We start from the raw sequence: 26315 nt of genomic DNA, 5'->3' as shown, positions 1-26315 counted from the left end.
CTTTAGTTCAATGAGTGAGTAAAACGTACAAGAAAAGAACGAGGTTGATCAGTGAAGCCACTGAAGTAATAATGAATAGACCCTTAGAATAAGCAACCTTATTACCACTAGCTTTATCAAAATACATAACTTTCATGATATTTAAATAATAGTAGCATGATATCACACTCGCTATTACAAGGATCAAGGACAGGCTGATAAAGCCAGAATTTATTAAACTTTTGAATATAAAAAATTTAGCGATAAAACCTGCAAGTGGAGGTATTCCCGACATCGAGAGTAACAGCACAGAAAGATGAAATGCTACAATTGGGCGTTTCTTCCCTATACCAGATAAATTTGCAATATCACAATCGTCATCGTCAATTTGTACGAGATATGAGAATAGCCCTATGCTTGTGATGATATATATCACCAGATACATTAAGGCACTATCTGTTCCTGCTTGTGTAAAAATAGAAAGTGAAGCAAATATAAAACCAATGTGACCAATTGAACTGTAAGCAAGCAGCCTTTTTAAGTTTTGCTGACGCAAGGCCCCAAAAGCTGAGATAAGCACAGACAATGCTGAAACGTATAAGAAAATAGGCTGAACATAACTTTTTACATTTACTAACTCTTCATTCATCAATCGAATTAAAAATGTTACAAGTGCAGCTTTTGGAGCTGTAGAAAAAAACGCAGTTACTATGGTAGGTGCACCTTGATAGACATCTGGAGCCCACATATGAAAAGGAGCAATAGCAAGCTTGAAACACAAACCAATTAGGATAAAGACTAATCCAAAAACTATTCCATAAGTTATCTGATGGCTTTGCAAGAATGAACCGAGCTCAGAGAAATTGACTTGTCCTGTATATCCATAAAGCAGCGACATTCCATATAGCATAATGCAGGAAGATAGTGCACTAAGTGTAAAATATTTCACTCCTGCTTCACATGAATAAGCTGAATCTTTATTAAAGCTCGCAAGAACATACAAAGATATACTCATCAACTCAAAAGCTAAATAAAAAGAAATCAGACTATTTGCTGAAACCAAAGTTATCATGCCAAATAGCGCAAAAAGAATCAGTATTGAAAATTCATATTTATAGTCATATTTTGATAAATTCAGCATCAAAAGTATTAAAATTCCTGTGCTGAGAATTAACCCTTGGGCTGACCTGATGTATAAATTGAGTTTTAACAACGAATTAAAGAGAAAAATTTCATTGTTTTCTGCCGAAATAATTAAAATAATCAAAGTTACCACTGTGCAGCCAAGTGCTAATAAGTTGATAGTTCGGCGGTTAAATATAATTCCAAGCAGCAGCAACACTAACGAGGAGATAATAGAGAACGTTTCCGGCAATATCTGTATATAATTCATAGCGCATTATATTTGACTAACAAATTTGCCATACATGGCTTCAAATAATTCAGTGCAAGGGTTGGGTAGAATCCAAGCAAAATAACAAACACTGCAAGCAGAATTAAGACAGAAAATTCTATGCTATCCAAGCGGTTATTTAATAATTTAGAATAGCTAACCCCCCATATTATTTGCTTACATAAATTCAGCATATAAACTGCGCTTAAAATAGTGCCAAGTGCGATAAATCCTGTAAAAAACCCTATGCTCTTAAACATTCCAACCATAGCCAAAAACTCACCTATGAATCCAGATGTTCCAGGTAGCCCTATTGAAGCCATTGAAAATAAAATGAACATAAAACCAAATTTTGGCATTGTGTTTACTATGCCAAAATATTTTGCAATCTCCAAAGTTCCAGTTCGAGTATATAGCATTCCAACACACAAAAATAAAGCAGCAGAAATAAGGCCATGACTAATCATTTGAAATATGCTACCCAGTACTCCTTCCTCACAAAATGAAAAGAGGCCAGCAGTAACGATCCCCATATGTGCTATTGAAGAATAAGCTATTAACTTCTTTATATCATCTTGAGCAAACGCAACTAGAGAAGCATATATTACCGCAATAATGCTCAGCACAACAACGAAATTTGAAAAATACAAACTTGCCTGAGGAAGCATTGGAATAGAAAACCTTAAAAATCCATATCCCCCCATTTTAATAAGCAAGCCAGCTAAAATCACAGATCCAGAAGTTGGTGATTGCACATGCGCATCAGGAAGCCAAGTGTGAAATGGAAACATCGGTACTTTTATTGCAAAAGAAATAAAAAATGCAATCCATAGCAATGACTGCACTTCAAGATCAAGACTTGGCACTAATGTAGCTAATTTTTGTATATTAAACGTCCCAAAAGTGCTATAGATGTACACCAAGCCAAGTAGGAATAATAATGAGCCAGTTAATGTATAAAGAAACAACTTAAACGTTGCATATACCCTGTGTTTTCCTCCCCAGATGCCAATAATAAAGAACATTGGTATTAAAACAGCTTCAAAAAACACATAAAAGCTTATAGCATTCAGTGAAACGAAAAAACCGACTACAAAACTCTCAAGCAGTAGAAACAATGCCATATATGGACTGAGGGTCGTATAACTCATTTTGCAGTTGTAGAGTATACAAATTACAAACAAGAAAGTTGTAAGCAGAAGGAAAAGCAACGATATACCATCTATCCCTATTCCAACATTTCTAATTGGGTAGCTGACAAACTGAAAGTCCGCATTGTTATAATCAAATTCTATACAAGCTACAATGCTAAGCAAAAATGGAAGTACAGCAAAAAATAGGGCAAGGAATCTTAGGTGTATAGATTGATGATTAATCCTGATTAAGGATAAAATCAACGCTCCTATCAGTGGAAGCAAGAATATACTAAGTAACAACACCTTCTATTTAATTCCAATAATATATAAAGCACCGATTATTAAAGTAACAAACATAATAAGTGCATAATCAAATATATAACCAGTTTGCAACTTTATAGAACTTTTTGAACATTCATTAACCAACCTTACAACACCATTTGGTCCAAATGAATCAATAGCCTTAACATCAAACTTCCATAGAAGCCTAGATATAAACCTTGTTGGTACAATTATAACAAACTCATACACCTCATCAAAGTACCATTTATTCTGCAAAAATTTAAGTAAAAATTTACTCTTAATTTGCCTAATTACTTGATATTGGTAAATTAGGTACGCAAGTGCTATTCCACTTAGGCTCGCCAAGGTTGGCAGTAGTTTTATAAAGAAATTATGAACTCCATGCTCATCAACCACCACTAAACTTGATTTCCAAAACGCATTACTAGTTATGTTCAAAATATTTGCTCCCCACACTCCAGAAAATACCGATTCAAAAGCAAGTATCAGTAATGGTATAAGCATAATCTTCTGTGCTTCATGTATATTAATTTTACTTTGTTTTTGGCTGTGGAACACAAGAAGCAATAACCTCCAAGAGTAAAACGCTGTGAAGAATGCAACAACTAAGCTTATTACAAAAGCAAAGCTATCCGTGCTATAAGCATGTTCAATTATCAAATCCTTTGAGTAAAAACCTGCAAATGGAAATATTCCAGAAAGCGCAAGAGACCCAATCCACATGAGAGTGTAAGTGCAAGGGATTTTCTTCCAGCAATTTCCCATTTTCTGAATGTTTTGCTCATGATGCATTGCATGAATCACATTGCCAGCACCAAGAAATAGTAGAGCTTTAAAAAAAGCGTGGGTCATTAAATGAAAAATAGCAACATTGTAAGCAGAAAGCCCACATGCCATGAACATATAACCAAGTTGACTGCAGGTTGAATAAGCAATTATTTTTTTTATATCATTCTGAGTAATCGCAACGGTGGCTGCAAAAAAAGCAGTAAGTGCACCAACGATAACTATTAATTCTCGTGCCACATTTGATAACTCAAACAATGAAGAACATTTTGCTATTAAAAATATACCGGCTGTTACCATCGTTGCTGCGTGAATGAGTGCAGAAACAGGGGTTGGCCCTTCCATTGCATCTGGCAACCAAACATGTAAACCAAGCTGTGCAGATTTACCCATACAGCCAATAAAAAGTAATATGCATATTATATGAATTACTTTGAATTCACAGCAGAATGCCCTAATGTTCTGCGCGCCAAGAAGATCAGCTGTGTCAAAAACTTCAGTAAATTTCAAAGAGTGAAATGTATAATAAATAAGAAAGATTCCAATCAATAGTGCAAAGTCTCCTACCCTATTCACAACAAATGCTTTAATTGCTGCATTATTTGCAGAATATTTTTGGAACCAAAATCCTATGAGTAAATAAGAACACAGGCCAACTCCTTCCCAGCCAAAAAAAAGCTGCACGAAATTATCGCTTACAACCAGCACAATCATGCAAAATGTGAACAGCGATAGGTAAGAAAAAAACCTCGACTTCCCATGCTCCATATAGCCGATAGAATAGAGATGCACTACCAGCGAAACGGTGGTAATAACAATCAGCATTAAGGATGAGAGAGCATCCACACTAATTGCCCAATTTACTTTTAATACACTTAATGAAAATAAAGGAAATAAACTCAAGTGATAATTTTCAGAGAAGGTAAGAAAAACATACCAAGATAAAACTGCAGATATTCCAATCCCTGCCGTTGTAATTAACTGACCAAAAACATCCTTTCTAAAAAGTGCTGCAAATAGTGAACCAAAAAGTGGCAAAAATACTATTAATTTCAGTATATCCATCATACTTTCATTCTTTCATTAAGTTCGCTTGTTCAACATCTATATTGCCACGGCTTCTATAATATACAACCAATATTGCAAGTCCAACTCCTGACTCTGCTGCCGCAACAGTCAACACAAACATCACAAAGATTTGCCCAACTATATCATTCATAAAGGCAGAAAAAGCAACTAGATTGATGTTAATCGCCAACAATAATATTTCTATTGATAACAATATATTGATTATGCTCTTACGGTTGATGAAAATACCGCACACCCCAACAGTGAACAAAATAGCAGCAACTATCAAAAAATGATTTAATCCTATTTCCATTCCACTCCTTTTCCAAATTTAGCCTTAACCAATTTTACAGATGAAGATTGCGTCAATTGCTTTAATACATTCTGTTTTTTAACTCCTTTTTTCTTGTCCTGCAAAGTAAGAGCAATTGCACCGACAATTGCAACAAGTAGCAAAATTCCAGAAAGATGAAAAGCGTACATGTAGTCGGTATACAGCAAATTACCAATAGCTTTCACATTATTGGTATTATAGTTTATAACATTGCTTATATTCGGTGCTGAGCTGCGGATTACAAAGCTGATGACTAGAAAAAACACAACACACAACATAGCACCAAGAGTGCAATGCTTTGCAAAACCCTGGCGCAACCTTATGTAGTCAATATCGAGCATCATAACTACAAAGAGGAACAACACCGCAACCGCACCGATGTATACTATCAGCACCATCATAGCAATGAATTCAGCTCCAAGGAGAATAAAAAGCACTGCAGAGTTAAGGAAGGTGAAAATTAAAAATAATACTGCATGCACAGGATTTCTTACACTAATTACGCATACAGCAGATAAAATGCTAAGAATTGCAAAAAAATAAAAGAAAAAAGGCATCGATACTTTAACTGCAACAATAGTTACTAATTTAAAGTAACTATCGTGGTAAAGTCAATATTATATTAAACGTTTAAAAACATTGTACTACAAAGCTCCAGCTCCATTTTAAATTATTATATAGAGCATTTTCTCAGTAATGCAATAAACACTTAACTTGTTCTTGATAATTTTAATTTATTAACGTATAATATATGTATATTCATAATTAATGGCAGCGCGAAATGTACAACATATTTGGTTATTTCAAAACTTGTAACACACAAAGTGGTAAATTAAATAGTGAAAGTTATCAGTACACTACAAGAGATTACATGACAATTTACTTCAATAACACACTAGCAAGTTTCAGTAGATCATGGAGAGAATTTAAAGAAAAAGCGTATGGATTTATGTATGATATCGGAACTTGGTTGAAAGAAACATATGAAAATCTCACTGAACGACCTGCAACGCATAACCACTATGCCTCAAAGTTCCCTGTTAAAGTTGAAGAAAGAGAAATGGAGGAGCTAAACCGTACATATAAGTCATTCCAAACTCCACCTATCCACCTAACAAACAGCAGCCTAGATCAGATCAATTTATCGTTACCCACCACATCCAAGCTGCCTAACAAAGGTATATACAAAACGTAACACTTGAGTGAAGCATTCTTTAACTGTTCTATTCAATAAAACCTTTACAATATTTCAATCATAGGTTTAACTTTACGAAGTTATAATCTATATGGCTACGATGAACGATTATCTCTCACTGCTAAATCCAGAACAACAATCAGCTGTAACTAACATAGATGGACCAGTTTTGATACTGGCAGGAGCCGGGACGGGAAAAACAAGAACGATTACTTCAAGAATAGCACACATAATTAGAAACGGTCACGCTTATTCTGATGAGATATTAGCAGTTACATTTACAAATAAAGCAGCAAATGAGATGGTATCAAGGGTACTTGAGCTAACGGGCACAAACATACCATGGCTTGGCACTTTCCATGCAATTGCAGCAAAAATTTTGCGCATGCACGCAGAAATTGTGGGCTTAAACACCAATTTTACAATCATTGGTGTGGATGACCAATTACAGGTAATAAAAAATATTATCAATGAAATAAATCCTGATTACCTATCAGAAAAATGTAAGACCATTATGAATATTATTCAGCAATGGAAAGAGAAGTGCTTATTGCCATCTGAAGTGGAAGATATTCAATCATTTAGGCCAGTATATGTAACTGCACTCAAGGTCTATCACCAGTATCAGGAAAGGTTGAAATTCCTTAACTCTGTCGATTTTGGTGACTTATTGCTATATAACATACAACTCTTTAATCAAAAGACCGAAGTTCTGTCCTACTACCAAAACAAGTTTAAATATGTCATGGTAGATGAATATCAAGATACAAATGCGATACAATATCTTTTGCTAAAATACCTTGCAAAAGAGCACTCAAATATTTGCTGTGTAGGAGATGATGACCAGTCGATATATAGTTGGCGTGGCGCAGAAGTTGAAAATATTTTGAAGTTTTCTGATGATTTTAAAAATGCAAAAACCGTTAAACTAGAGTGTAACTACAGGTCAACATCCCACATACTTGCAACTGCGTCATATGTTATCAATCACAATAAGACTCGCTTAGAAAAAAAATTGTGGACAACAAACATTGAAGGGGAAAAGGTAAATCTAATAAAATTATGGGATGGGAAAGCTGAAGCAAGGTTCATAAGCGAACAGATATTGAAACTCAATAAATACAGATTTAGTGACATTGCAGTGCTGGTAAGGGCCACTTTTCAAACTAGAGTTCTCGAAGAGTATTTTATAAAATATTCAATTCCCTACAAGATTATAAGTGGCGTAAAATTCTACGAACGTCAGGAAGTCAGGGATATAATTGCATATTTAAGACTTGTTACAAACAATAACGATGACTTAGCTTTCGAAAGGATAGTAAATCGGCCAAAAAGAAGCATAGGAGCTACAACTCTAAAGAAAATATACACGACTGCTCAGGATAACAAAATTTCTTTTTTTGAGGCAGCAAAAATATTAGTTAATAGTAATCAGGTAACCGAAAGAATTAAACTCTCACTCAACGATTTTTTAAATAAAATTAAAGCTTGGGAAGAAATAGTAAGCGTAAAACCACTGCATGAATTCGTTAAAATCGTAGCAAACCAATCAGGATATATTGAAATGCTTGAAAATGAGGAGGTAACAGGCTTAGCACGAATAGAAAATGTTAAAGAGCTCATCTCATCTTTAAAAAATTTCGATAATGCCACAACTTTCTTGGAGCATATAAGTCTGGTGATGGAAGTGGATAATATGAATAACGATGACACCGTATATGTTATGACTCTTCATGCAGCCAAAGGACTTGAATTCCCGTGCGTGTTTCTACCTGGTTGGGAAGAGGGATTATTTCCTCATCAAAGATCTTTTGATGACAAAAGTGGTAAAGCTTTAGAAGAAGAAAGGAGACTCGCATATGTTGGCATAACCAGAGCCAAAGAAAGGTTAATCATTTCATGTGCAGATAGGAGGGAAATTAACAACCAGTGGCAACCGATGCGCACTTCTCGGTTCATTAAAGAATTGCCAAGAGAAAATGTTGAGGTAATTAAAAGCAACATTGCCTACTGTTGAAGCTATAATTGCAGATAAACATATCTTACAAATCTGAATTACTTTAACTATATGTTTCTCTTGGCAAAAATTCTGTAACCGTTCACACTTAATTCTTCAATCTCATACCAATTTCTATTACATAACAAACAAATAGACAATAGAAGTGAGAAGGTTATACTAAGGCAGTATAATGATGGAGTTTTGGAATGGCATTGGTATCAGGTTGCAATTTTAGCTTACATTGTGCCAATCTTTCTTCAATTGCTGCTCGCATAAATTCTGCCTGTCTTTTAGTTCTGCAGTGCACTATCGCATCATCCACATATCTTTCAAATGGTACTGTTGGGTGATTTTGTTTCATCCATATATCAAATGCATGGTGCATAAATATGTTTGAAATGATTGGGCTTATTGAACCTCCTTGCGGAACTCCTTTTTTCCCTAACTACCTTACTGCCATCTGCTTGCTGAATAGGGGATTTCATCCACCTTTCAACATACAGTATGACCCATTTGCAGTCTGTGTGCTTCTTGATAGCCTGCAGTGCTAAATTGTGGTCCAGATTGTCGAAACAATCCTGTAACATCAACAGCTTTCTTGGTAATCGTATCCTGTCTCCAATAAACAGCGGTTTTGCTATGTATCCTTGATCAGCAAAAAACTTACGTAAAGTTGGAGACTTGTATTTAGCTTGAGTGAAAAGATTTAGAGCACCATCACGATCTTGAACACTTGCACTATGAACATCAGCCGCAATAATTAAGCCCACTGTATCTACAACAATATGACGTTTTCTACCCTTTATTTTTTTTCAGCATCATATCCTCTGGATCCCCTTTTTGAGTGGTTTTTACTGATTGACTGTCAATTATTCCTACTGAAGGTGTTTCATTTTTACCAAACATTTTTCTTACCTCTTTTACTAGCATATTATGTATTTTTCCAATTTGCCATTACTACGTCACCTGAGAAAATAGTCATACACCGTCTTCCATGGAGGAAAATCTTTCGGCAGCATTCTCCATTGACAACCACCTCTCATTATATACCTTATTGCATTAATAATTGTTCTGATATTGTGCTTTCTTGGCCTCCCTATCTTTCCTTGTGCAACATGTGGCTCCAAAATTTCCCATTCCTTATCACTTATATCACTTGGATACAATTTTCCCTCCTATTTTTTACTTACACTATCATATTTTTTTCCTCATTCCTTTTCAAGACATACTCTTAGACAACTGGACGTCAAGCCTATCCTAGTGCTGCATATCAAGCTCATACTCAGTATGTAAATCTTTGACTAAAGCTACAGCGCATTCTTTTTGAACAATTATACTGATTTTGATTTCAGATGTTGTGATAGCAAGTATTTCTATCTTTTTTTCGCTTAAAACCTTGAGTGTGCGGTGCATCACTTCAGTGTTAGACATAACACCAATACCAATTATTGAAATTTTAGCTACATTATCGTTTATAGCATAATTTTCATTCTTATTCAGTAACTTTTCCATTGAATCAATATCAAATTTGGAGATAACAAAACTTGACCCATGTATCATATCAATTTTAACGTTTGCTCCTGCTATATCTCTTAAAGTACGCAAGTTATTTGCAAGGTTAGTGAAAGTTACAAGAGCTTCATTAGTGCTATAAGTTATTCCAGTAATTAAGTATCTCTCTAGTACATCCCTTTTGTGTAGCACTGTGGTGCCTTCTACTTCCTTAAAAGTGGATAGCACTTGCACTTTAATGTTATGTTTCATTGCAAGTTGTACTGAACGATTATGCAGTATTTTAGCACCAGATGACGACATTTCCAACATTTCATCGTAAGAGATAAATTTGAGCTTGCGTGCCTTTGGAACAATTCTCGGGTCTGCTGTATATATTCCATCAATATCAGTAAAAATTTCGCAAGTTCTAACACCAAAGGCTACCGCGAAGGCAACTGCTGATATATCAGAGCCTCCTCTTCCAAAAGTAGTGATTCTATCATCATTTATACCCTGAAAACCAGCAATGATCGCAGCAGTATAACCCTCAGCAAAAGATCTTTTCACACGTTCAATCTTTATTGTTTTTATTTTAGACTCAGAATAAAAATCATCAGTTGCAATTGGTAACTGCCAGGCAAGCCACGATTTAGCATTAACTCCGATCGATTGGAGAGTGATAGCTAATAGACCGCAAGAGATTTGTTCTCCTGCTGAAAGCATAACGTCATACTCTGATAACTCTTGTCTATAACTTAAATTTGAGATTTGCCTAGCCTGAAAAACCATTTGGTCAGTAAATCCTGCAACAGCAGATACAACAACGATTACATTACAACCTTTCTCAATATCGTTTTTTATCAAATTTGCAACTCGGTTTAAATCAGTTAGCGAAGTCCCACCAAATTTTTTTATGATTATTTTGTCCATAGTTACAATATAACTCTCTTCTGAAGAAAAATATAGTTTTTGTAGAGATAGCAGCTTGCAAGCCATTCAGAAAAGGGAAGACAAAGCTATAGAACACGTCATACCGCCGCGGCGCTAACTAGTAGCGGAATGACGAATTTGTTGTTTTAAAATTGTCAGTAAATCTAAGTTAGTTTAGCTATATAGCACGAACTAAACCACTAAGCAGCAGAAGACCTTGCATGACCTCCAAAAAATGCTTTTACTCTTTCAAGATAAGTAGGTGGTTCTGCAGGGATTTCTATATTATACATTGAATAATACACTGCTTCCTTTATACTATCATCTGTAACTAATTCCCTTAATTTTTGCTTTATGGCACCTCTTTGAATACTTTTTCCATACTCTTCGTAAAATTTTATGTAAAGCTCTTTAAAGACAAATTCTCTTATTTCTATTATTGATTGGTTAATGTTGCTCTTCACCTCATCGCTTATATTATTTTTATCCGCATAATCTTCGGAGTAAAAATCTTCAAACTTGTCTACCAAAATTTTTAATTTTTTATAATTGCAATATTCTTTTAAAAATCTTTCAGTAAATTTAGGTGTTAATACGTTCACTGCTCCATTTATTTGAACCAAGAAATTATTTTTCGCTTCAAGACAACTAAGCGAATAAATAATACGATCGAACATTCCCAGAGTACATAAACCAAGTCCATCCTTTAAATTCATTAGTAATAGTGAATTCACATCTGATTTTTGATTCTTAGCAGCAGTTGAAACTAAGTTTGCAGCTTGTGTGAGAGTTAGTCCAGTTTTTGATTCTTGCCAAGCTGCTTCATTGGAACCATTAAAGTTAAGATAAAGTTTTAATTGCTCTTTTTGCTCAGTTGTAAGCTCATCTGAATTATTTATGTAGTCTTCAAACTCTTTATTGAGTACATTTGGTTGAGCTCCAAATTTCTGTTTAACTCTTGAGCGCATTGGAGAATACTATGTTCAAAACTACTCGTGTGAACGCTCTGACTGCCAGTGCCCACATCACTTACATTAAACAAAAAGCTTAGCTGCTTTACATTCAAACCCAAAGGTGAGAAAAGCCTCACTAATGGATACTTTATCAATTCAAGAAGTGCCACTGGAATTAGCAGTGCATAATTTAACAATAATAAACCAAAATTAAATATAAGAAACCCACGTAGAGCTGATACCTTTGATGCAATATACAAAAATGGAAGCTGTAGGTAATATATCAAGTGTATACTGAAGAATAAGATTTTGTCCTTTAATTTTATTGTTGGATCTTTATAAACCTCAAACAACATGCTATTGCTATCAATATTGTTGTTTTTAAAGGAGGTATAGTTGTTTATGATCTTCTCTTGCAAGGGAAGAAGCATTTTATTCAGGCAAATAAACGCAGCAATAACAATAAAACCTGTAGCCAAAAATGCTAGTGCAGGGCTAGAAGTGCTTGTAGATAAATAGGCATAAAGACCATCAACAATTAAGTTTTTGTATAATCTTTCAAAGGGACGAACTAGAATCGGGTCAAGGATATAGTTAACAAGAAGATTTAAATAATACACGAGAAACAAAAGTGCAATCAAAAATGCAATAATACTACAAACAACCAAAAATGCTTTTAATCTCGGATTCATAACCCCCTCTTAATAATCTGTTAATATAATCTATTTTAGGAATAAATTGAAAAAATGCAAGTTTTTATGTTAAAAGATCAATTGAAATTTCTGAGTTTAGGGTATATTGTTAATCTATTTAGATAAGAATTATTGTGTCAAATAAAATAGGTTTTTGGGCTATTTTTGCCTTAGTGATTAGCAGCCAAATTGGCTCTGGAATTTTTATGCTTCCAATTAGCCTTGCTCCATATGGCATGTATAGCCTTATAAGCTGGATAATATCAGGGCTTGGTGCTATATCTCTTGCTTTAGTTTTTGCCTCACTCTGCGCAAAATTTCCGGAAACGGGTGGCCCTCACGTCTATGTAAAGCATGCTTTTGGCCCTGCTGCAGCTTTTTTTGTTGGTTGGACGTATTGGGTGATCTCATGGGTTAGCACAACAGCCGTAATAGTTGTGGGTGTTGGTTATCTTACACCATTTTTCCATGAAGATATTCAAAACGTACATCTGTTTTTAGAGATGTTATTACTTACAATTATTACACTAATAAATTTTAGAGGAGTAGCTACTGCTGGACGTGTTGAGTTTTTATTGACGGTGATAAAAATTTCTGTATTGCTTGTAATACCTATAGCAGCATTGTTTTTTTTTGATAGAAATAACTTCATCATAAGTGAAGAAATATCAAATCTTACAACATCGCAGATTCTTGCACGTTCTACACTTATTACTCTATGGGGTTTTATTGGAGTTGAATTGGCAACAGCACCTGCAGGGTCAGTTGATAATCCAGCTAGAACAATACCAAGAGCTGTGGTACTTGGAACAATCTCTGTTGCTGTTGTGTATTTTATCAACAATCTTGCAATTATGGGATTAATAAATGGCAATGATTTAGCAAGTTCAAGAGCACCATATGTTGACGCAATAAAAATTATGGCCTCTGGCAATTGGCACTTGATTATTTCTATAACTGCGTTCATTTTTTGTGTTGGTACTTTAAACGCTTGGGTACTAGCTAGTGGACAAGTGGCCCTTGGCCTTGCAAAAGATAAACTGATGCCACAGTTTTTTGCTCAAAGAAACAAGCACGGTTCTCCTTTCTGGGGCATAACAATCAGCTCCGTTGGCACTTCAGTTCTACTAATCCTCACTTCAAGCAACAATTTTGCTAAGCAGATCACATCAATTATCGACTTTTCTGTAGTTTCATTTTTATTTGTTTACCTTGCATGCAGTCTTGCTTTTCTCAAAGTTATTGTGCAAGAAAAGAGTTGTTACAAATTTTTAATTGGCAGTATAGCAACAACCTTTTGCTGCTGGGTAATATTTGAAACTTCTGTGAATACCTTGCTGATCGCAAGCTTATTCACTGCAAGTGGCGTACCTCTTTATTTATTTTGGTATCGCAGAGTTTCTGTATAGCAAATGTTATGTATCTGTTCAGCAGAGTGGCAAAATAAGGTAGACGAGAAAAGACAACTATAGGAAGAAATGGGTTTCATGCCAGTGCGTGACACTGGCATCCAGTTCTTTCGCGCAGTTCCATCAAAAACGTTGTAAAGGATTAATCGCTTTCGTGTTTACCAACTTAGTGCCCAATCTGGATCCCAGATACTGTCTCTGCTGTCAAACAAATTATCCAACAAAATTACAATTAAATGGTTGATTCTTTTTAAGAATACCAAAAAAGACATGCATTAATTTTCGCATTAACGCAAGAACTATGACTTTTGGACATTTGCCTTTACTTGCTAGACGCTGACAAAACTTTTGAAAATGATTATTATGGTTTTTGACTACTATAGCTGGCATATAAAGAGCTTTTCGAATACGCTCAGATCCTATTTTGCATATGCAACTTCTCTTACTTACTGACGATCCCGATTGATAATGTCCTGGCAGCAAAAGCTGTAAATTGTTTAGCATTGTCAAAGTTATCAACTGATGGCATTTCTGCGACAACAGCAACAGCAGTAAGATATCCTATACCTTTTATAGTCTTAAGGTTTTCCACCATATTTTTTAGATGTGGATAGTTATTTATATGCTCATTAATTTCTTTTTCGAGAACAATAATTTGCTCCTCTATTGCCAAAATTACTTTAGATATAGCTTCTTTGCAACTGGAATGCATATTTTTGTTTTCCAAGCGATTTGTCTGTTGCACCTTATCATCTTTTAGCGATTGCATGCAACGCCCTCAAATGCCTCATTTCAGGTGCAATGGGCTTCCAAAGAGCAGGTTTGTTGGCGATACAAAATCTAGCTATCATAGCTGCATCTGATTTATCTGTCTTATTTCTGAGCAGCTCACTTTTGCCAAAAGCTTTCTGGGTTTACTATACTGACATTATGTCCTAAATCATGCATAAAAGTAGCCAAATCTTCTCCATACCAACTAGTTGCTTCAAGACATAAATGAGTAAGATTTGCTCCATGGCCATTGCACCAAACTACAAGTTTTGCAAAACCATCTTGATTATTTTGAAAGACTTTGTGTCGTTTTTTACTGTCCACTAACAAACAAACATCAAATTTCTTTTTTGAAATATCCACACCCAAAATAGCATTTACTTGCATAAAATTGCCTCCAAGACTATAAATAAACTGAGAGTTTAGACTAACCTTGTAATACGTGATATAATTCCAAAAGATACTGTTCAGTCTTTAACTCTATGGGAGGGAAGCAAAATCTGGCTTAATGGCATTAGTGTCGCATCAGCTTCACCCTCCCTGTGAGGTATTTTAGCTCTAATGCCTCACATCATAAAGATACAAGTGTCACGCACTGGGATGACGAGAAAGGAGCACTGGAATTTTTGTTTCAATATTTGTACATGAGCCATGCATCTGAACAGATACAATGTTATAAATAGAGATAATTTTTAAATGATTGATATTTATGAACTACGACTTTTCTTGTTGTCCACTTGTTCAACATTACCCTTCTCAAGTTTACTATCTACTTCTTTTGTGTGTTCATCATCTATACTAGTTTCATCTTTTATCTTACTAGGGTAATCTTCCTGCGATTTTTTATATGCTTCCATGTTGTCATATATAGGGTTACTGATGATTTCTATTTTTTCAGGTGTGAAAATCCTTGCTAAAAATCTCCTTATTATTGGTATTGACCTTAAGAGATCTCTTAGCTTTGAAGATTCTTGTCTTTTGTTTAGAGACTGTTGGTCTATTTTAGAGGTTTTTACACCATACTTTTTATCATCAAAATTTATTGTAGGCTTTCTTTTATTTGAAAGAACACTTTGGGCCTTTGATCCATTGGTTCCTTCAGGCCCTTGAGGTGTAGACATTGCAGGTTTAACCTTAGTTTCATCGTATTCCTTACTCATCTTTCATTTCATTATGTAATATTACTAATATTGCATAATAATAGCTAAATTACAATTAATTGCAAGGTAAAAATATTAAAACAATTGTAAATTTTGTCAGTAAAAATATAATAGAACTTTAAAATTAGAGGTTCATCTATATGAGATACAAAATTGCTGTTATTGGAGCAACCGGAAGAGTAGGGCGTGAGGTATTAAGCACGCTTGCTGAATTTCAAGATGAGGCGATAGATTGCGTTATTGTACTTGCATCGAAAAAATCAGAAGGGAAGAAGGTGAGCTTTGGTGACAAAGAGTTAACAGTTTTATGCCTTGAGGATTATGACTTCGTTGGAACTAATGTAGCCATTTTCTGTGCTGGATCTCATGTTTCTGAAGAGTATGTACCAATTGCAACACAGGCTGGATGCATCGTGATAGATAACAGTTCCCATTTTAGAATGAAAGAGGGTGTGCCACTCATTATTCCAGAGATTAATAAAGAAAAAATTATGGAATATAAAAACCACAACATAATATCCAATCCAAACTGTACTACAATACAGATGCTGCTAGTACTACATCTATTACACCAAAAAGCAAAAATAAAGAGAATCGTTGCTTCAACTTATCAATCAACTTCTGGTGCAGGCAAAGCAGCAATGGATGAGCTCTATGACCAGACAAAAAAAATCTTTATGAACGAAGCTAAAAAACCCAAGATATTCTCTAAGCAAATAGCATTCAATTGCATTCCCCATGTAGGAGAATTCATGGAAAATGGTTCTACAGAAGAGGAATGGAAAATGCAAGAGGAGACAAAAAAAATTTTAGAGGAAGATATAAAAGTTACTGCAACTTGTGTAAGGGTACCCGTCTTTATCGGTCACGCTATGGCAGTAAATGTGGAATTTGATCAACATATCACTGAAGAACAAGCTCGTGAAGTGCTAAGTGAAGCCGAAGATAGTGGAGTTTTAGTGTACAACAGGCGTGAAGATAGTGAATACATAACTCAAATTGATGTTGTACAGGAGAATGCTGTATATGTATCGCGTATTAGAAGAGACAATACTGTTGAGCACGGATTAAATATGTGGATAGTGGCTGACAACCTGCGCAAAGGCGCAGCATTAAATATAGTGCAGATTCTTGAGATTTTGATAAGAGAGCATTTGTCAATCAAGTGCATATAGAGCGCACGTACGTTGTAATTCGAAGGAAATTGTATATCACATGGCAGCGCGTGACGCTGGAATGGCTTTGTTGCATCGCTACTTATGAAAGGCTAACTATAATTAGGATTATAAGCAACTTATTGAAAATCTTGTTTTTTTTGCAATCAATCTGATCAAATTTAAGAATAGTAATTTATTATTTATATTAATAAATTTAATTCTATTGAAAATAGCTAAAGCATTGAAATTCTTGAATTTTAGCCGGATTAGTGAGTGGTAGTGAAATTTCTTTTACTCAAATTTAGGTATTCACTGACCGTTCTTGTTATAAATACCAGAATAATAAGCTACTGATATTCTCCACCTTTTTTATCTTTAATCCATCATAGCTAGCGATGCAACAAAGCCGGCTGGATTCCAGTGTCAAGCACTGGAATGACACCATTTGCTGTGCAGTTTACCTTCAAAAATGAATGTTCGTACAGCTATGGAATAAATCGCGGTATGACGGTTCGCAGCGGTATAGTAACTCGTCACCCCGCTACTTGTTAGCGGCTGAGATACCGCGGCGGTATGACGTAGAAGCTATACTTTTATACTCACCAACTCAGTATCCAATCTGGATCCAAGTAGTCAAGCTATTCGGATGACACCCTCATAAAGTGAAATGAGATCCCGCTAACACGTAGCGGGATGACGGGAAAAGAGGTACTGGTAGACCCAAATCACAATGTTCGCACAGTTGTGCGTCACGCGCTGCCGAACACTGTATGGTTATACAAGAAAAATTAAGGCTTAAAAGGAAACTTAAGCAGCTAATAGGACCTAAGCCTTCTTAATAAAACATAAAAAGCTCCTTTACCACCATGTTTTTTCGTAGCTTGCTGGTAGTATAGAACCATATGCTGGATTTTAGTATCATTTAACCACTTATTTAAGTTATTCTTTATAGTGTCTGTTTTATTTGTTGCACTGCCGTATCCCGTAATTACCAATAAACATCTATTCCCTGCTCGATAATTTTTGATAATAAAATCTATCAATTTACAGTAAGCATCCTCTATATTATAGCCATGCAAATCGAGCTTGTCGCTTATAAAATATTTACCCCTATCAACTTTTGATTTTGTGTTTTGGTCAAGACAAAATGATGAGTTACCATTATTGGTATTAAGAAAATTCCCTTGTAAGTCGGAGGTACCTTTATCAACCATAGACTTTATATTTACTTTATGATCAACTTTCAAAGTAACTTTTCCACATTTTATTGGCTTAACATTTTTTTGCCAATCCAACTCATCGTCCGACATAAACGCATTAATCGAATTGTATAATTTTACAACAATATTCAAACATAGTAAAATGTTGCTTATTCTATAAAAACCAGATTTTCGATAATAAGATGAAATCGTCAAAAACTAATGAGAATTTTTGGCTGTATGGAAAGCACACCTGCATGTCAGCACTGAAGAATAAAAATAGGCGGTGTATAGAACTGTTAGTAACAGAAAATTTCTATAGAGAACACGAAAAAGAAATTAAGCAATGTGCAAATAGTAAGGGCATTAAAGTTCGATTAGTAGAAAACAAAATACTTAATGACGTTTTACCCAAAGGTGCTAATCATCAAGGGATTGCTTTAAAAGTTGCTCCTATCCTTCATAACTTAAGCATCGAAGAAGTAGCTGAAAGCTCAAACGACAGCTCTACTATAGTCATTTTAGATCAAGTCACTGACACGCACAATATTGGGTCAATTTTAAGAACTTCAGCTTGTTTTAATGTCAATGCATTGGTTTTACCACATAACCACTCACCGAGTGAAAATGCATCTATTGCAAAAGCAGCAAGTGGAGCTTTAGATATCGTTCCGCTAATATACGTTACAAATATAGTGAAAACTATGGAGTATTTAAAAAAGGTCGGCTACTGGTGTTACGGGTTTGATTGCAATGCTAAAGAAAATATAGATGAAATAAAGAGCTTTGAAAAAAAAAGAGTAATCATTTTTGGCTCTGAAGAGAAAGGGGTACGAAGACTAGTTAAAGAAAACTGTGATTATCTTTTAAAAATCCCAATATCAAACGTAATTGACAGCTTAAATGTTTCAAATGCAGCAGCAATAGGCCTATATTCTATTTATATTAAAACAAATGCCAGCGCATAGCTGTTTATAATAAAAACACTTGATAAAAATATGGTTTTATATTATAATGTGTTAAGTAATGGATAAAAGGAGTTATATTATGTCTTATATGAGAAATGAACAGGATATTCGCTCTCAAGGCGCTTATTATAGTGCTGGGCTTAGAAGTTACCTAACTAAAGTATATAATTACATGGCTTTAGCTTTGGGCGTCACAGGGCTTGTTGCATTCCTAACAGTGTTTTCTGGTCTTTTTCAGGTGATTCATTCTAATCCCGTCCTATCGCTTGTGGTAATGTTATCTCCAGTTGCATTGGTGTTCTACATGTCTTATAGAATTCAACACCTAAGTGCTCAGTCTGCCGTTACTATATTTTTCTCGTTCTCAGTGTTAATGGGGCTTTCCTTATCTTATATTTTTATAGTTTATACTGCAGAAAATATAGCAAGGGCGTTTTTCATTACATCAATCATGTTTGGCTCTATGGCTTTATATGGTAATACTACAAAAAGAGATCTTACAAGTATTGGCTCTTTCTTGATTATGGGAATCTGGGGGTTAATCATTGCGTCTATAGTAAATTTATTCCTTGGAAGTAGTCCTCTCTACTTTGCAATATCGTTTATATCAGTAATAGTATTTACCTTAATGACTGCGTATGATGCTCAAAGAATCAAGGACGTTTATTATAAACATAATGACGGATCAGAAGTTGCTACTACTAAATTGGCAATACTCGGTGCAACTAATCTTTATTTTGACTTTATTAATATATTTCTCAATCTACTCAGGTTACTTAACTTGTTCAACAATAGGGATTAGATGTTTTCCTTTTTAAGGAAAGGCAGTAAGAATTCTATAGTTTTCTTTCTAATATCTCTAGTTGTATTGATGTTATGTCTTGCATATGCATCGGTGCCTCTATATAGCATTTTTTGTAAAGCTACTGGGTATGGTGGCACAATAAGAAAAGTAACTAACACAACAACAAATATAACTAACCAAAAGATCAGGGTCCATTTCAATGCTGATATAATGTCCGATCTACCTTGGGAGTTTAAATCAGAAACTAACTACGTTGACGTAAACATAGGAGAACAAAGTTTAGCGTTTTATTACGCAAAAAATCTATCTGATCAGCCTTCATTTGGTATGGCGGTGTATAATGTTACGCCTTTCAAAGCAGGTAAGTATTTCAATAAAGTTGCATGCTTTTGTTTTGAAGAGCAAATGTTGCTAGCAAAACAAAAAGCAGCTATGCCCGTATCTTTCTATATAGATCCTGAGATAATGCTTGATAGTAATACAAAAGATTTGAGCGAAATAACACTATCATACACGTTTTTTAAGCTTAAGTAATAAACTTTTTCCTATTGTCACCCAAGCAGCGTGAGCTATAGCTAAACTGACTTAGATTTACCGACAATTTGAAAAACTGTCATTCCGCTACCCGTTAGCGGGATCTATGCTTTGAGATACCGCGGCGGTATGACGTAATCCGATAAGGTAAACCTCGTCATCCCGCTACTTGTTAGCGGGATCTCCGCGGCGGTATGACGTGTTAGCTATAGAAGGAGTGCGTTGTTATTCAAATAATGATTATGCAACAGATCTATTGAATTGAGCAGGAGTTCTTATTTGCTTTTTGCGCACCGACTACTTGTGTCTCAGTGCTTGGTGTTATCAATTCCCATCCTTCATTCTTTGCTTCACAAGCATTCCAATATTGAGCCAATTCCTTATTATTTTTTACAGAATCTGGCATTTTTTCATGAGGTTTTTTTTCCAATGTATGCTTAATTAGAATCTTACAGCAATCTTTGCATTCAATTGACTTCTCTGCATCATATAGTTCAGTAACACAATCTAAAGCGGTATTTCCACCCGTAGTGTTCATGTGGGCTATCACTTACCCCCGCTTCTATGAGAGCCTTTAACACGTCTGGAGAACGAGTCAAAGCGCAGGCATGTAAATATCCTTTTTCATTTTGCACGTTAGTACCTGCTTTTATTAAAACTTGCGCTAGATTTGGTAAAGCGTGAGGTTTGTTATTAATAGCAATAGAAAAAAGACTATCTACTGGAAAGCCATCATAGTCTTTCAAATCAAATTTGTGATTAATATCAAAACCTTTTTTTTCCCAAGAAGCATATAAATATTCATAATAGTTTTCTTTGCTTGAAGTTCGCATTCCACTTTCTAGCCTTTCTTTTATTTTTTTTATTATATTACTAGTATCTAAACCGTTATCTTTATCCACTTTGTACAACACATTATACAAAACACTATAAAGCAAATTTTCTCTATCCATCATAATTTATACCTTAAAACTATTAATATGCACTTATATAGTATATAAACTCTAAATAACATTTTGCAAAATATTAATTGTTAGATAACATAATCAAAGTTTTTATCTTACATTCATCATGGTTAGAGCTATACAAATTAAAAAAACTGGGGGACCAGAAGTATTAGAATTTGTAGATAAGAATATAGGTGAGCCAAAAGGCGAGGAAGTCTTAGTGCGTCACACAACTATCGGCTTAAATCGTTATGATTTAGAGCACAGAAAAGGTACGCGCAAAATTAAAAATTTACCATCAGTGCTTGGGGTAGAAGCAGTGGGAGTTATTGAAAAGCTTGGTAAAAAAATCAGTGATGGGTTGAAGGTCGGAGATAGAGTTGGATATTGCACAGCTCCTCCAGGGGCATATTGTGAAAAGCGCATTATACACCAGAAATATCTGATAAAAATCCCAGATGACATATCTGATGAAGTTGCTGCTGCAGTGCTGTTTAAAGGTATGACAGCTCACTATTTAGTTAATCAATCTTATAAAATCAGGCCTGGTGCTTTTGTGCTAGTTCATGGAGCTAATGGTGGCTTAGGGCAAATAATATGTCAATGGGCGAAGGATAAAAAAGGTGTAGTGATAGGTTCTGTAAGCTCTGATGAAAAAATGAAGATAGCTTTACAAAGTGGCTGCACATACGCAATAAACTACAATGATAAAGACTTCGTTTCTAAAATTATGGAGATTACGCAAAACAGAGGAGTAGGTGCAGTATATGACCCCATAGGTTACGCTACAAGCAAGCTCTCTTTTGAATCTTTAGGCAGGTTCGGCATATACGTTTCCTATGGGCAGATATCAGGTAACGCTCCTATTAGTTTTTCTTTACTTAGTTCACGCTCGTTATTTGCAACTGGAACCTTAATATATCATTATAAGCATGATAGATTCACATTAGTGCTTACCACAATGGAAATCTTCGAGATGATAAGAAAAAAACTTTTAACTGTACGGATCAATAAAAAATATAAATTTGATGAAATAATTCAAGCCCATCGCGATATGGAAAACAGAAAAGCAAGTGGGTTAAATATTATCAAAATCTCTTAAATAAACTAGTAATTTAAACTAACCATTCATTAAATCATATCAACTAGAACTTCACATATTTAATTCTCCTTTTGAGGGAATTAAAAGCATATAGCTAAACTGACTTAGGCTTACCGACAACCGTCATCCCGCTACGTGTTAGCGGAATCTATACCGCGAATAGACTTCTTGCATAACCCAAATTAAGTAGAAAAAGGTATCATCCGAGTAGCTGACACTGGTTCCTTTATGACGGTAGTAGCCCCCCCTTCTCCTGTCATTCCAGTGCTCTCTTCTTGTCATCCAAGTAGCATGACACTGGGATGGCTTTGTTGCATCACACTTTATGAGATGGTGATTTATGGTAAATTCATGTAACTATCTCAAATTTAGCCATACCAATATCAGTGAATTTATTAAGCAAATAGCATTTGATTAGCAGTTCTTTTTCTCGATTTATCTCAGATTTATTCCTAAAACTAAATCCGAATATTTGCTTTAATCTTGAGAAAAACCCTTCAATATAAGATCTTTTCCCATAATTTACTTCTTTTTTCCATTCTTTCATGCCATCTTCACCGTATAATTTTATTAACCTAATAGCAGCATTCCTGTCAGACATATAATCTATTTCTGGATGTTCTGCCGCATTGTTTATTGGTGGAATTTTTGTCTTTATATCATATTCGTTACACAACTTATAAAACTTGTGCCTATCACATGCTCTATCTGCATATAGTGCTTTTATGGCATGCTGAAAATCAACTTCTTTTAGCAAATCACAAGCTCCATAGTGATCAGAGTAGACACCGTTACTGTATTTTACAGCTATGGCTTTTTTGTTGTTTATATTCAACATTACGTGCAATTTTCTCGTTTGCTCATAGCCACGATATTTTCTGTCAGTGCTATTTTCCTTGCTGTGACCAGGAGTGTTGTTGTATATACTAATTCCTGTACTGTCTATAGCAATTTCGATATCTTCCATATTATTTTCTGCAATCATTTATCTTAATATTAAGTTTCTTAAACCTTCTTGATGCTTGTGAATAGCTGATAACTTCCAAATCTCTTCCTATTTGTTGCAAATACCCTTTTATAAACCCGACTGTTTGTCTTAAACCAATTCTAAAGAAACTGACGATTATATGCACCAAAATCACAACTTTATCACTATAAATATAGTTGCCGCCCTGCATTTTTGGACAATTCTCGTACCAATTTTCTATGGCGTCATTGATATAACAAAAAATGCTTCCTCTTTCTTGGAGAAATTTGTTATATTCATGGCAGTTACTGACTCTCATTTTTTGTGGCATATTTTTTCTTCAACAGTTAAATGGCTATTTATAATGAATTTTGTCAGTAACTGCCAGTTCTTTTCACTTGAGCGATGCAACAAAGCCATCCAAGTGTCAGCTACTCGAATGACACCCTACTGATGGGCCCAAATCACAATGTTCGTACAGTTGTGGGTCAGGCTATAGGATGACAGAAATTGACTTTATTAGCTATAGGTGGTATGACACTCAGTCAATTTAAGTAAGCAGATGATCTTAGCTACAAAAGTATTTTTTACCTCATTTGTTTTTGGGTTTATTCTTTTTCCCTATTTTATAAAGCTTCTAAAAAAAATAAGCAAAGATGGGCAACCAATTAGATCATGTGGACCAGAAAGTCATTTAATAACAAAAAAGAATGTACCACCTATGGGCGGAATAATAATACTGACTTCTTCTTTATTACCAATTTTACTCTGGGTTCAGTTAACACCAGAAATTTTGCTGCTGATATTGATAACTCTATTTTTTGCTCTACTTGGATTTATTGATGATTATTTAAAATTGAAGACAAATCACTATCGAGGTTTAAGTGCAAAAACCAAAATACTTATTCAGTTTATTGTTGCTCTGGTTGGTGTGTTTATACTTAAGCTATACTCTGCTGAATGTTTTACAAAAACGTCCCTATTTAAAGGAGTAATAATAGATTTTGGCTATCTATATGTTCCGTTTGCTGCGTTTGTAATTGTCGGCTCTTCTAATGCTGTGAATCTCACAGATGGTTTGGATGGCCTTGCTGCAACTCAAGTCATCACTTCCTTTGCTTTTTTGGGGCTAATTGCATATATAACTCAAGCAGATATGAATATTACTTTATTCTGCATTGCATTTATAGGAGCTATTCTAAGTTTCTTGTGGTTTAACACACATCCAGCAAAAATATTTATGGGTGATGTTGGTAGCTTGTCGGTAGGCGCAGCCTTAGGGTTAACTAGTGTCCTAATTAAAAGAGAAATGCTTTTTGCCGTTATTGGAATAATTTTTGTAATAGAGACTCTATCTGTTATTATTCAGATATCATATTTTAAATATACAAAGTTTAAATATGGAGAAGGAAAAAGAGTTTTCCTTATGGCACCAATGCATCATCACTTTGAAAAGAAGGGATGGTCAGAAAATGTAATCGTTATGAAATTTTGGATAATTTCTATTATCTGTTCAGTTTTTACTATAACTTTCTTATTATAAAAACCTATGAAATACCCAGACTTTACATTAGAAAATAAATTATCAGGAGTGATAGCAGGAGTGGATGAAGTTGGAAGAGGTCCGCTAGCTGGTCCAGTAATATCCGCAGCCGTAGTGTTTATTGATAGAAATACAATTATTGATGGAATCAACGACTCGAAAAAGTTGACTCCTCAATGTAGGCAAGTCCTATATGAAAAAATAATATCCGTTGCAAAATTTGGTATAGGAATGGCAAGCGTAGAAGAAATAAATTCATACAATATCTTGCAAGCAACAAAACTTTCAATGAAACGTGCGTTGATAGACTTGGACCTAGAATTAGATTATGTGCTAGTTGATGGTAATCAACCACCTGAAGTGAAATGGCAAGTGAAATCCATAGTAAATGGTGATAATTTGAGTACATCAATTGCAGCAGCTTCAATCGTTGCAAAAGTTACGAGAGATCGGCTTATGCAAGAATTGCACAATAAGCATCCTGAATATAATTGGTATAAAAATAAAGGATATGGGACAAAAGAGCACCTTAACGCTATTGGCCTTTATGGAATTACAGAACATCATAGAAAAAATTTTGCACCCATATCTCGGGCATTATAGCCTTTACCCTTTTTTGAAAGGTATGGTTTCATTAAATAGGCAAACTGTACTCAATCCATTCCTTAAGGTAAACACTGAACTTACCCTTTCGATTATCAGGTAGTTATCAACTGTACGGAAATTTACTAAAGACTCATATCCTGCAGAATCAACCATAAAAACTGCCGGAAAATCAGAGTTTATTTTATTGAATTGTAGATATGTAAATTTTCCGTCATCAAAAACCTTAATTGGTATTATTGACTGACTACCTTTGACGTGCGAGATGGAATAATTAAAATTTAATCCCTTCTTTACAACTTCAATATCATTGATATCAGGAATAATGGTATGACTAGCTTGTTCGAAGATATCACCGTTATTTGTTGTGTAAATCTCATCACTGCTAAATAGTGGATAAAGAAACCTTACTTCATATGCTAATCTTGGATCATCTAGTCCAGTTGCTTCTTCAGCATGAAGTTCAAAGTAATAAACTCTTTTATTGGTAATTATAGTTGCATTAGTATCAGCAATATCATCTATGGGCTTAATAAACAATCTGTTACCTTGAGGAAGAAGTTGCCAACCAGTTGAATCACCCATTGAAAGGTTTTGTATTATCTCCCCTGGTTCAAACAATATACTGGACTGATAACCATAAAAACCCGTATACTTATGTATAGCCTGTGGGTTATAATTTATTACCTTTATGTGATTATCTCCAGCTATTGAACGTGGCTCCTGTTTTGCAAGTGCATCACTACCACAGAGGAACAATAGTACGGCAAACAGTAAACCAATCATAATATCAAAATGAATTAATCTTCATTTTATCATTAATAGACATGCACTGCAACTGTTAAGGCACTTTCTATACTATAAACCCCAAAGCAAGCGGTAGAAAAG

28 protein-coding genes and 2 pseudogenes are annotated in these 26315 nt (G+C 34.8%); 11 read left to right on the top strand and 19 right to left on the bottom strand.

What is annotated here, in order from left to right:
• Positions 1–7: 7 nt before the first annotated feature.
• From HUB95_RS00280 to HUB95_RS00260, 5 genes are read right to left on the bottom strand one after another with little or no spacing between them, the layout of a single operon-like run.
• Positions 8–1372, bottom strand: coding sequence for an NADH-quinone oxidoreductase subunit N (locus HUB95_RS00280; RefSeq protein ID WP_015589298.1), 1365 nt, complete (start codon positions 1370–1372; stop codon positions 8–10).
• Positions 1369–2811, bottom strand: coding sequence for a complex I subunit 4 family protein (locus tag HUB95_RS00275; protein ID WP_015589297.1), 1443 nt, complete (start codon positions 2809–2811; stop codon positions 1369–1371). Before HUB95_RS00275 ends, HUB95_RS00280 begins: the two co-directional genes overlap by 4 nt.
• A 3-nt stretch (positions 2812–2814) precedes the next feature.
• The gene (gene nuoL / locus HUB95_RS00270; protein ID WP_209452421.1) at positions 2815–4665 is read right to left on the bottom strand and encodes an NADH-quinone oxidoreductase subunit L; all 1851 of its coding nucleotides are present in this window, start codon (positions 4663–4665) and stop codon (positions 2815–2817) included.
• Between the two features lie 4 nt (positions 4666–4669).
• Entirely contained in the window at positions 4670–4978 is a 309-nt protein-coding gene (nuoK, locus tag HUB95_RS00265; RefSeq protein ID WP_010962953.1) for an NADH-quinone oxidoreductase subunit NuoK, read from the bottom strand.
• On the bottom strand, positions 4969–5556 hold the full coding sequence (locus HUB95_RS00260; protein WP_209452420.1) for an NADH-quinone oxidoreductase subunit J: 588 nt from the start codon (positions 5554–5556) through the stop codon (positions 4969–4971). The genes nuoK and HUB95_RS00260 overlap by 10 nt, the downstream gene beginning before the upstream one ends.
• Before the next feature lie 224 nt (positions 5557–5780).
• On the opposite strand from HUB95_RS00260, the gene HUB95_RS00255 reads away from it, so the two are divergent.
• A complete protein-coding gene (locus HUB95_RS00255; RefSeq protein WP_015589294.1) occupies positions 5781–6194 on the top strand; it encodes a WD_0964 family protein in 414 nt (137 codons plus the stop codon).
• Positions 6195–6294: 100 nt separating this feature from the next.
• A complete protein-coding gene (locus HUB95_RS00250; protein ID WP_209452419.1) occupies positions 6295–8211 on the top strand; it encodes an ATP-dependent helicase in 1917 nt (638 codons plus the stop codon).
• A gap of 154 nt (positions 8212–8365) precedes the next feature.
• Here the strand turns inward: HUB95_RS00250 and HUB95_RS05920 are convergent, their stop codons facing one another.
• The 7 genes from HUB95_RS05920 to HUB95_RS05905 form a co-directional block, all read right to left on the bottom strand.
• Positions 8366–8578, bottom strand: a complete 213-nt coding sequence (locus tag HUB95_RS05920) for a hypothetical protein (RefSeq protein ID WP_065094389.1) — start codon at positions 8576–8578, stop codon at positions 8366–8368.
• Positions 8562–8963, bottom strand: a complete 402-nt coding sequence (locus HUB95_RS05915; protein ID WP_244662764.1) for a hypothetical protein — start codon at positions 8961–8963, stop codon at positions 8562–8564. Before HUB95_RS05915 ends, HUB95_RS05920 begins: the two co-directional genes overlap by 17 nt.
• 25 nt (positions 8964–8988) lie before the next feature.
• A complete protein-coding gene (locus HUB95_RS06310; RefSeq protein WP_255324781.1) occupies positions 8989–9123 on the bottom strand; it encodes a hypothetical protein in 135 nt (44 codons plus the stop codon).
• 32 nt (positions 9124–9155) lie between these two features.
• Complete coding sequence (locus HUB95_RS00235) at positions 9156–9359, bottom strand: IS5 family transposase (RefSeq protein WP_007549940.1); 204 nt, start codon at positions 9357–9359, stop codon at positions 9156–9158.
• A 91-nt stretch (positions 9360–9450) separates the two neighbouring features.
• Positions 9451–10617, bottom strand: a complete 1167-nt coding sequence (locus tag HUB95_RS00230; protein WP_015589292.1) for an aspartate kinase — start codon at positions 10615–10617, stop codon at positions 9451–9453.
• A gap of 200 nt (positions 10618–10817) precedes the next feature.
• Positions 10818–11585: a hypothetical protein gene (locus tag HUB95_RS05910; protein ID WP_244662763.1), complete on the bottom strand. Its 768-nt coding sequence runs from the start codon at positions 11583–11585 to the stop codon at positions 10818–10820.
• Complete coding sequence (locus HUB95_RS05905; RefSeq protein ID WP_244662762.1) at positions 11513–12262, bottom strand: hypothetical protein; 750 nt, start codon at positions 12260–12262, stop codon at positions 11513–11515. Before HUB95_RS05905 ends, HUB95_RS05910 begins: the two co-directional genes overlap by 73 nt.
• A 134-nt stretch (positions 12263–12396) precedes the next feature.
• On the opposite strand from HUB95_RS05905, the gene HUB95_RS00220 reads away from it, so the two are divergent.
• Positions 12397–13671 carry an APC family permease gene (locus HUB95_RS00220; RefSeq protein WP_141456681.1) on the top strand — a complete coding sequence of 425 codons (1275 nt, stop codon included), beginning with the start codon at positions 12397–12399 and terminating at the stop codon, positions 13669–13671.
• Between the two features lie 213 nt (positions 13672–13884).
• On the opposite strand, the pseudogene HUB95_RS06550 reads toward HUB95_RS00220, so the two are convergent.
• Positions 13885–14829, bottom strand: a pseudogene (locus HUB95_RS06550) (IS110 family transposase).
• A 320-nt stretch (positions 14830–15149) separates the two neighbouring features.
• On the bottom strand, positions 15150–15602 hold the full coding sequence (locus HUB95_RS00200) for a hypothetical protein (RefSeq protein ID WP_015589289.1): 453 nt from the start codon (positions 15600–15602) through the stop codon (positions 15150–15152).
• 140 nt (positions 15603–15742) lie between these two features.
• Between HUB95_RS00200 and HUB95_RS00195 the strand changes: the two genes are divergently transcribed.
• Positions 15743–16777 carry an aspartate-semialdehyde dehydrogenase gene (locus HUB95_RS00195; protein ID WP_209452418.1) on the top strand — a complete coding sequence of 345 codons (1035 nt, stop codon included), beginning with the start codon at positions 15743–15745 and terminating at the stop codon, positions 16775–16777.
• 797 nt (positions 16778–17574) lie between these two features.
• Here HUB95_RS00195 and HUB95_RS00190 read toward each other — a convergent pair.
• On the bottom strand, positions 17575–18069 hold the full coding sequence (locus HUB95_RS00190) for a Smr/MutS family protein (RefSeq protein WP_012673308.1): 495 nt from the start codon (positions 18067–18069) through the stop codon (positions 17575–17577).
• A 92-nt stretch (positions 18070–18161) separates the two neighbouring features.
• On the opposite strand from HUB95_RS00190, the gene rlmB reads away from it, so the two are divergent.
• The 3 genes from rlmB (at position 18162) to HUB95_RS00175 (ending at position 20265) form a co-directional block, all read left to right on the top strand.
• Complete coding sequence (rlmB, locus tag HUB95_RS00185; protein ID WP_015589288.1) at positions 18162–18926, top strand: 23S rRNA (guanosine(2251)-2'-O)-methyltransferase RlmB; 765 nt, start codon at positions 18162–18164, stop codon at positions 18924–18926.
• A gap of 79 nt (positions 18927–19005) precedes the next feature.
• Entirely contained in the window at positions 19006–19728 is a 723-nt protein-coding gene (locus HUB95_RS00180; protein ID WP_209452417.1) for a Bax inhibitor-1/YccA family protein, read from the top strand.
• The gene (locus HUB95_RS00175) at positions 19729–20265 is read left to right on the top strand and encodes a cytochrome c oxidase assembly protein (protein ID WP_015589286.1); all 537 of its coding nucleotides are present in this window, start codon (positions 19729–19731) and stop codon (positions 20263–20265) included. It begins immediately after the preceding gene.
• Between the two features lie 253 nt (positions 20266–20518).
• Here the strand turns inward: HUB95_RS00175 and HUB95_RS05900 are convergent, their stop codons facing one another.
• Together HUB95_RS05900 and HUB95_RS00170 are read right to left on the bottom strand one after the other, a co-directional pair.
• The gene (locus HUB95_RS05900) at positions 20519–20671 is read right to left on the bottom strand and encodes a hypothetical protein (RefSeq protein WP_237357333.1); all 153 of its coding nucleotides are present in this window, start codon (positions 20669–20671) and stop codon (positions 20519–20521) included.
• Between the two features lie 88 nt (positions 20672–20759).
• The gene (locus HUB95_RS00170) at positions 20760–21221 is read right to left on the bottom strand and encodes a hypothetical protein (protein WP_242049552.1); all 462 of its coding nucleotides are present in this window, start codon (positions 21219–21221) and stop codon (positions 20760–20762) included.
• 115 nt (positions 21222–21336) lie between these two features.
• On the opposite strand from HUB95_RS00170, the gene HUB95_RS00165 reads away from it, so the two are divergent.
• Together HUB95_RS00165 and HUB95_RS06305 are read left to right on the top strand one after the other, a co-directional pair.
• Entirely contained in the window at positions 21337–22314 is a 978-nt protein-coding gene (locus tag HUB95_RS00165; RefSeq protein WP_015589284.1) for a quinone oxidoreductase family protein, read from the top strand.
• A gap of 228 nt (positions 22315–22542) precedes the next feature.
• Positions 22543–22671, top strand: coding sequence for a hypothetical protein (locus HUB95_RS06305; RefSeq protein ID WP_256433078.1), 129 nt, complete (start codon positions 22543–22545; stop codon positions 22669–22671).
• Here HUB95_RS06305 and HUB95_RS00160 read toward each other — a convergent pair.
• Positions 22664–23612: pseudogene (locus HUB95_RS00160) on the bottom strand (IS5 family transposase). The gene HUB95_RS06305 and the pseudogene HUB95_RS00160 overlap by 8 nt on opposite strands.
• 231 nt (positions 23613–23843) lie before the next feature.
• Between HUB95_RS00160 and mraY the strand changes: the two are divergent.
• A complete protein-coding gene (mraY, locus tag HUB95_RS00150; RefSeq protein WP_007548592.1) occupies positions 23844–24824 on the top strand; it encodes a phospho-N-acetylmuramoyl-pentapeptide-transferase in 981 nt (326 codons plus the stop codon).
• Between the two features lie 6 nt (positions 24825–24830).
• The gene (locus tag HUB95_RS00145) at positions 24831–25427 is read left to right on the top strand and encodes a ribonuclease HII (protein ID WP_015589381.1); all 597 of its coding nucleotides are present in this window, start codon (positions 24831–24833) and stop codon (positions 25425–25427) included.
• Positions 25428–25430: 3 nt separating this feature from the next.
• Here the strand turns inward: HUB95_RS00145 and virB9 are convergent, their stop codons facing one another.
• The gene (gene virB9 / locus HUB95_RS00140; protein WP_209452416.1) at positions 25431–26213 is read right to left on the bottom strand and encodes a P-type conjugative transfer protein VirB9; all 783 of its coding nucleotides are present in this window, start codon (positions 26211–26213) and stop codon (positions 25431–25433) included.
• Between the last annotated feature and the right edge of the window lie 102 nt (positions 26214–26315).

This window comes from Wolbachia endosymbiont of Ceratosolen solmsi (genome assembly GCF_017869155.1).
Lineage (GTDB): Bacteria > Pseudomonadota > Alphaproteobacteria > Rickettsiales > Anaplasmataceae > Wolbachia > Wolbachia pipientis.
Note: the sequence above shows the minus strand (reverse complement) of the source record. Positions and strands in the feature narration are given on the sequence as shown.

What these genes read in the sequence shown, in the direction of transcription:
- HUB95_RS00280 (WP_015589298.1), bottom strand. Translation starts at nt 1,372, where the DNA reads ATGAATTATATACAGATATTGCCGGAAACGTTCTCTATTATCTCCTCG.
- nuoL (WP_209452421.1), bottom strand. Translation starts at nt 4,665, where the DNA reads ATGATGGATATACTGAAATTAATAGTATTTTTGCCACTTTTTGGTTCA.
- nuoK (WP_010962953.1), bottom strand. Translation starts at nt 4,978, where the DNA reads ATGGAAATAGGATTAAATCATTTTTTGATAGTTGCTGCTATTTTGTTC.
- HUB95_RS00260 (WP_209452420.1), bottom strand. Translation starts at nt 5,556, where the DNA reads ATGCCTTTTTTCTTTTATTTTTTTGCAATTCTTAGCATTTTATCTGCT.
- HUB95_RS00255 (WP_015589294.1), top strand. Translation starts at nt 5,781, where the DNA reads ATGTACAACATATTTGGTTATTTCAAAACTTGTAACACACAAAGTGGT.
- HUB95_RS00250 (WP_209452419.1), top strand. Translation starts at nt 6,295, where the DNA reads ATGAACGATTATCTCTCACTGCTAAATCCAGAACAACAATCAGCTGTA.
- HUB95_RS05920 (WP_065094389.1), bottom strand. Translation starts at nt 8,578, where the DNA reads ATGCACCATGCATTTGATATATGGATGAAACAAAATCACCCAACAGTA.
- HUB95_RS06310 (WP_255324781.1), bottom strand. Translation starts at nt 9,123, where the DNA reads ATGCTAGTAAAAGAGGTAAGAAAAATGTTTGGTAAAAATGAAACACCT.
- HUB95_RS00230 (WP_015589292.1), bottom strand. Translation starts at nt 10,617, where the DNA reads ATGGACAAAATAATCATAAAAAAATTTGGTGGGACTTCGCTAACTGAT.
- HUB95_RS05910 (WP_244662763.1), bottom strand. Translation starts at nt 11,585, where the DNA reads ATGCGCTCAAGAGTTAAACAGAAATTTGGAGCTCAACCAAATGTACTC.
- HUB95_RS05905 (WP_244662762.1), bottom strand. Translation starts at nt 12,262, where the DNA reads ATGAATCCGAGATTAAAAGCATTTTTGGTTGTTTGTAGTATTATTGCA.
- HUB95_RS00200 (WP_015589289.1), bottom strand. Translation starts at nt 15,602, where the DNA reads ATGAGTAAGGAATACGATGAAACTAAGGTTAAACCTGCAATGTCTACA.
- HUB95_RS00195 (WP_209452418.1), top strand. Translation starts at nt 15,743, where the DNA reads ATGAGATACAAAATTGCTGTTATTGGAGCAACCGGAAGAGTAGGGCGT.
- HUB95_RS00190 (WP_012673308.1), bottom strand. Translation starts at nt 18,069, where the DNA reads ATGTCGGACGATGAGTTGGATTGGCAAAAAAATGTTAAGCCAATAAAA.
- rlmB (WP_015589288.1), top strand. Translation starts at nt 18,162, where the DNA reads ATGAAATCGTCAAAAACTAATGAGAATTTTTGGCTGTATGGAAAGCAC.
- HUB95_RS00180 (WP_209452417.1), top strand. Translation starts at nt 19,006, where the DNA reads ATGTCTTATATGAGAAATGAACAGGATATTCGCTCTCAAGGCGCTTAT.
- HUB95_RS00175 (WP_015589286.1), top strand. Translation starts at nt 19,729, where the DNA reads ATGTTTTCCTTTTTAAGGAAAGGCAGTAAGAATTCTATAGTTTTCTTT.
- HUB95_RS05900 (WP_237357333.1), bottom strand. Translation starts at nt 20,671, where the DNA reads ATGCCAGATTCTGTAAAAAATAATAAGGAATTGGCTCAATATTGGAAT.
- HUB95_RS00170 (WP_242049552.1), bottom strand. Translation starts at nt 21,221, where the DNA reads ATGATGGATAGAGAAAATTTGCTTTATAGTGTTTTGTATAATGTGTTG.
- HUB95_RS00165 (WP_015589284.1), top strand. Translation starts at nt 21,337, where the DNA reads ATGGTTAGAGCTATACAAATTAAAAAAACTGGGGGACCAGAAGTATTA.
- HUB95_RS06305 (WP_256433078.1), top strand. Translation starts at nt 22,543, where the DNA reads ATGACGGTAGTAGCCCCCCCTTCTCCTGTCATTCCAGTGCTCTCTTCT.
- mraY (WP_007548592.1), top strand. Translation starts at nt 23,844, where the DNA reads ATGATCTTAGCTACAAAAGTATTTTTTACCTCATTTGTTTTTGGGTTT.
- HUB95_RS00145 (WP_015589381.1), top strand. Translation starts at nt 24,831, where the DNA reads ATGAAATACCCAGACTTTACATTAGAAAATAAATTATCAGGAGTGATA.
- virB9 (WP_209452416.1), bottom strand. Translation starts at nt 26,213, where the DNA reads ATGATTGGTTTACTGTTTGCCGTACTATTGTTCCTCTGTGGTAGTGAT.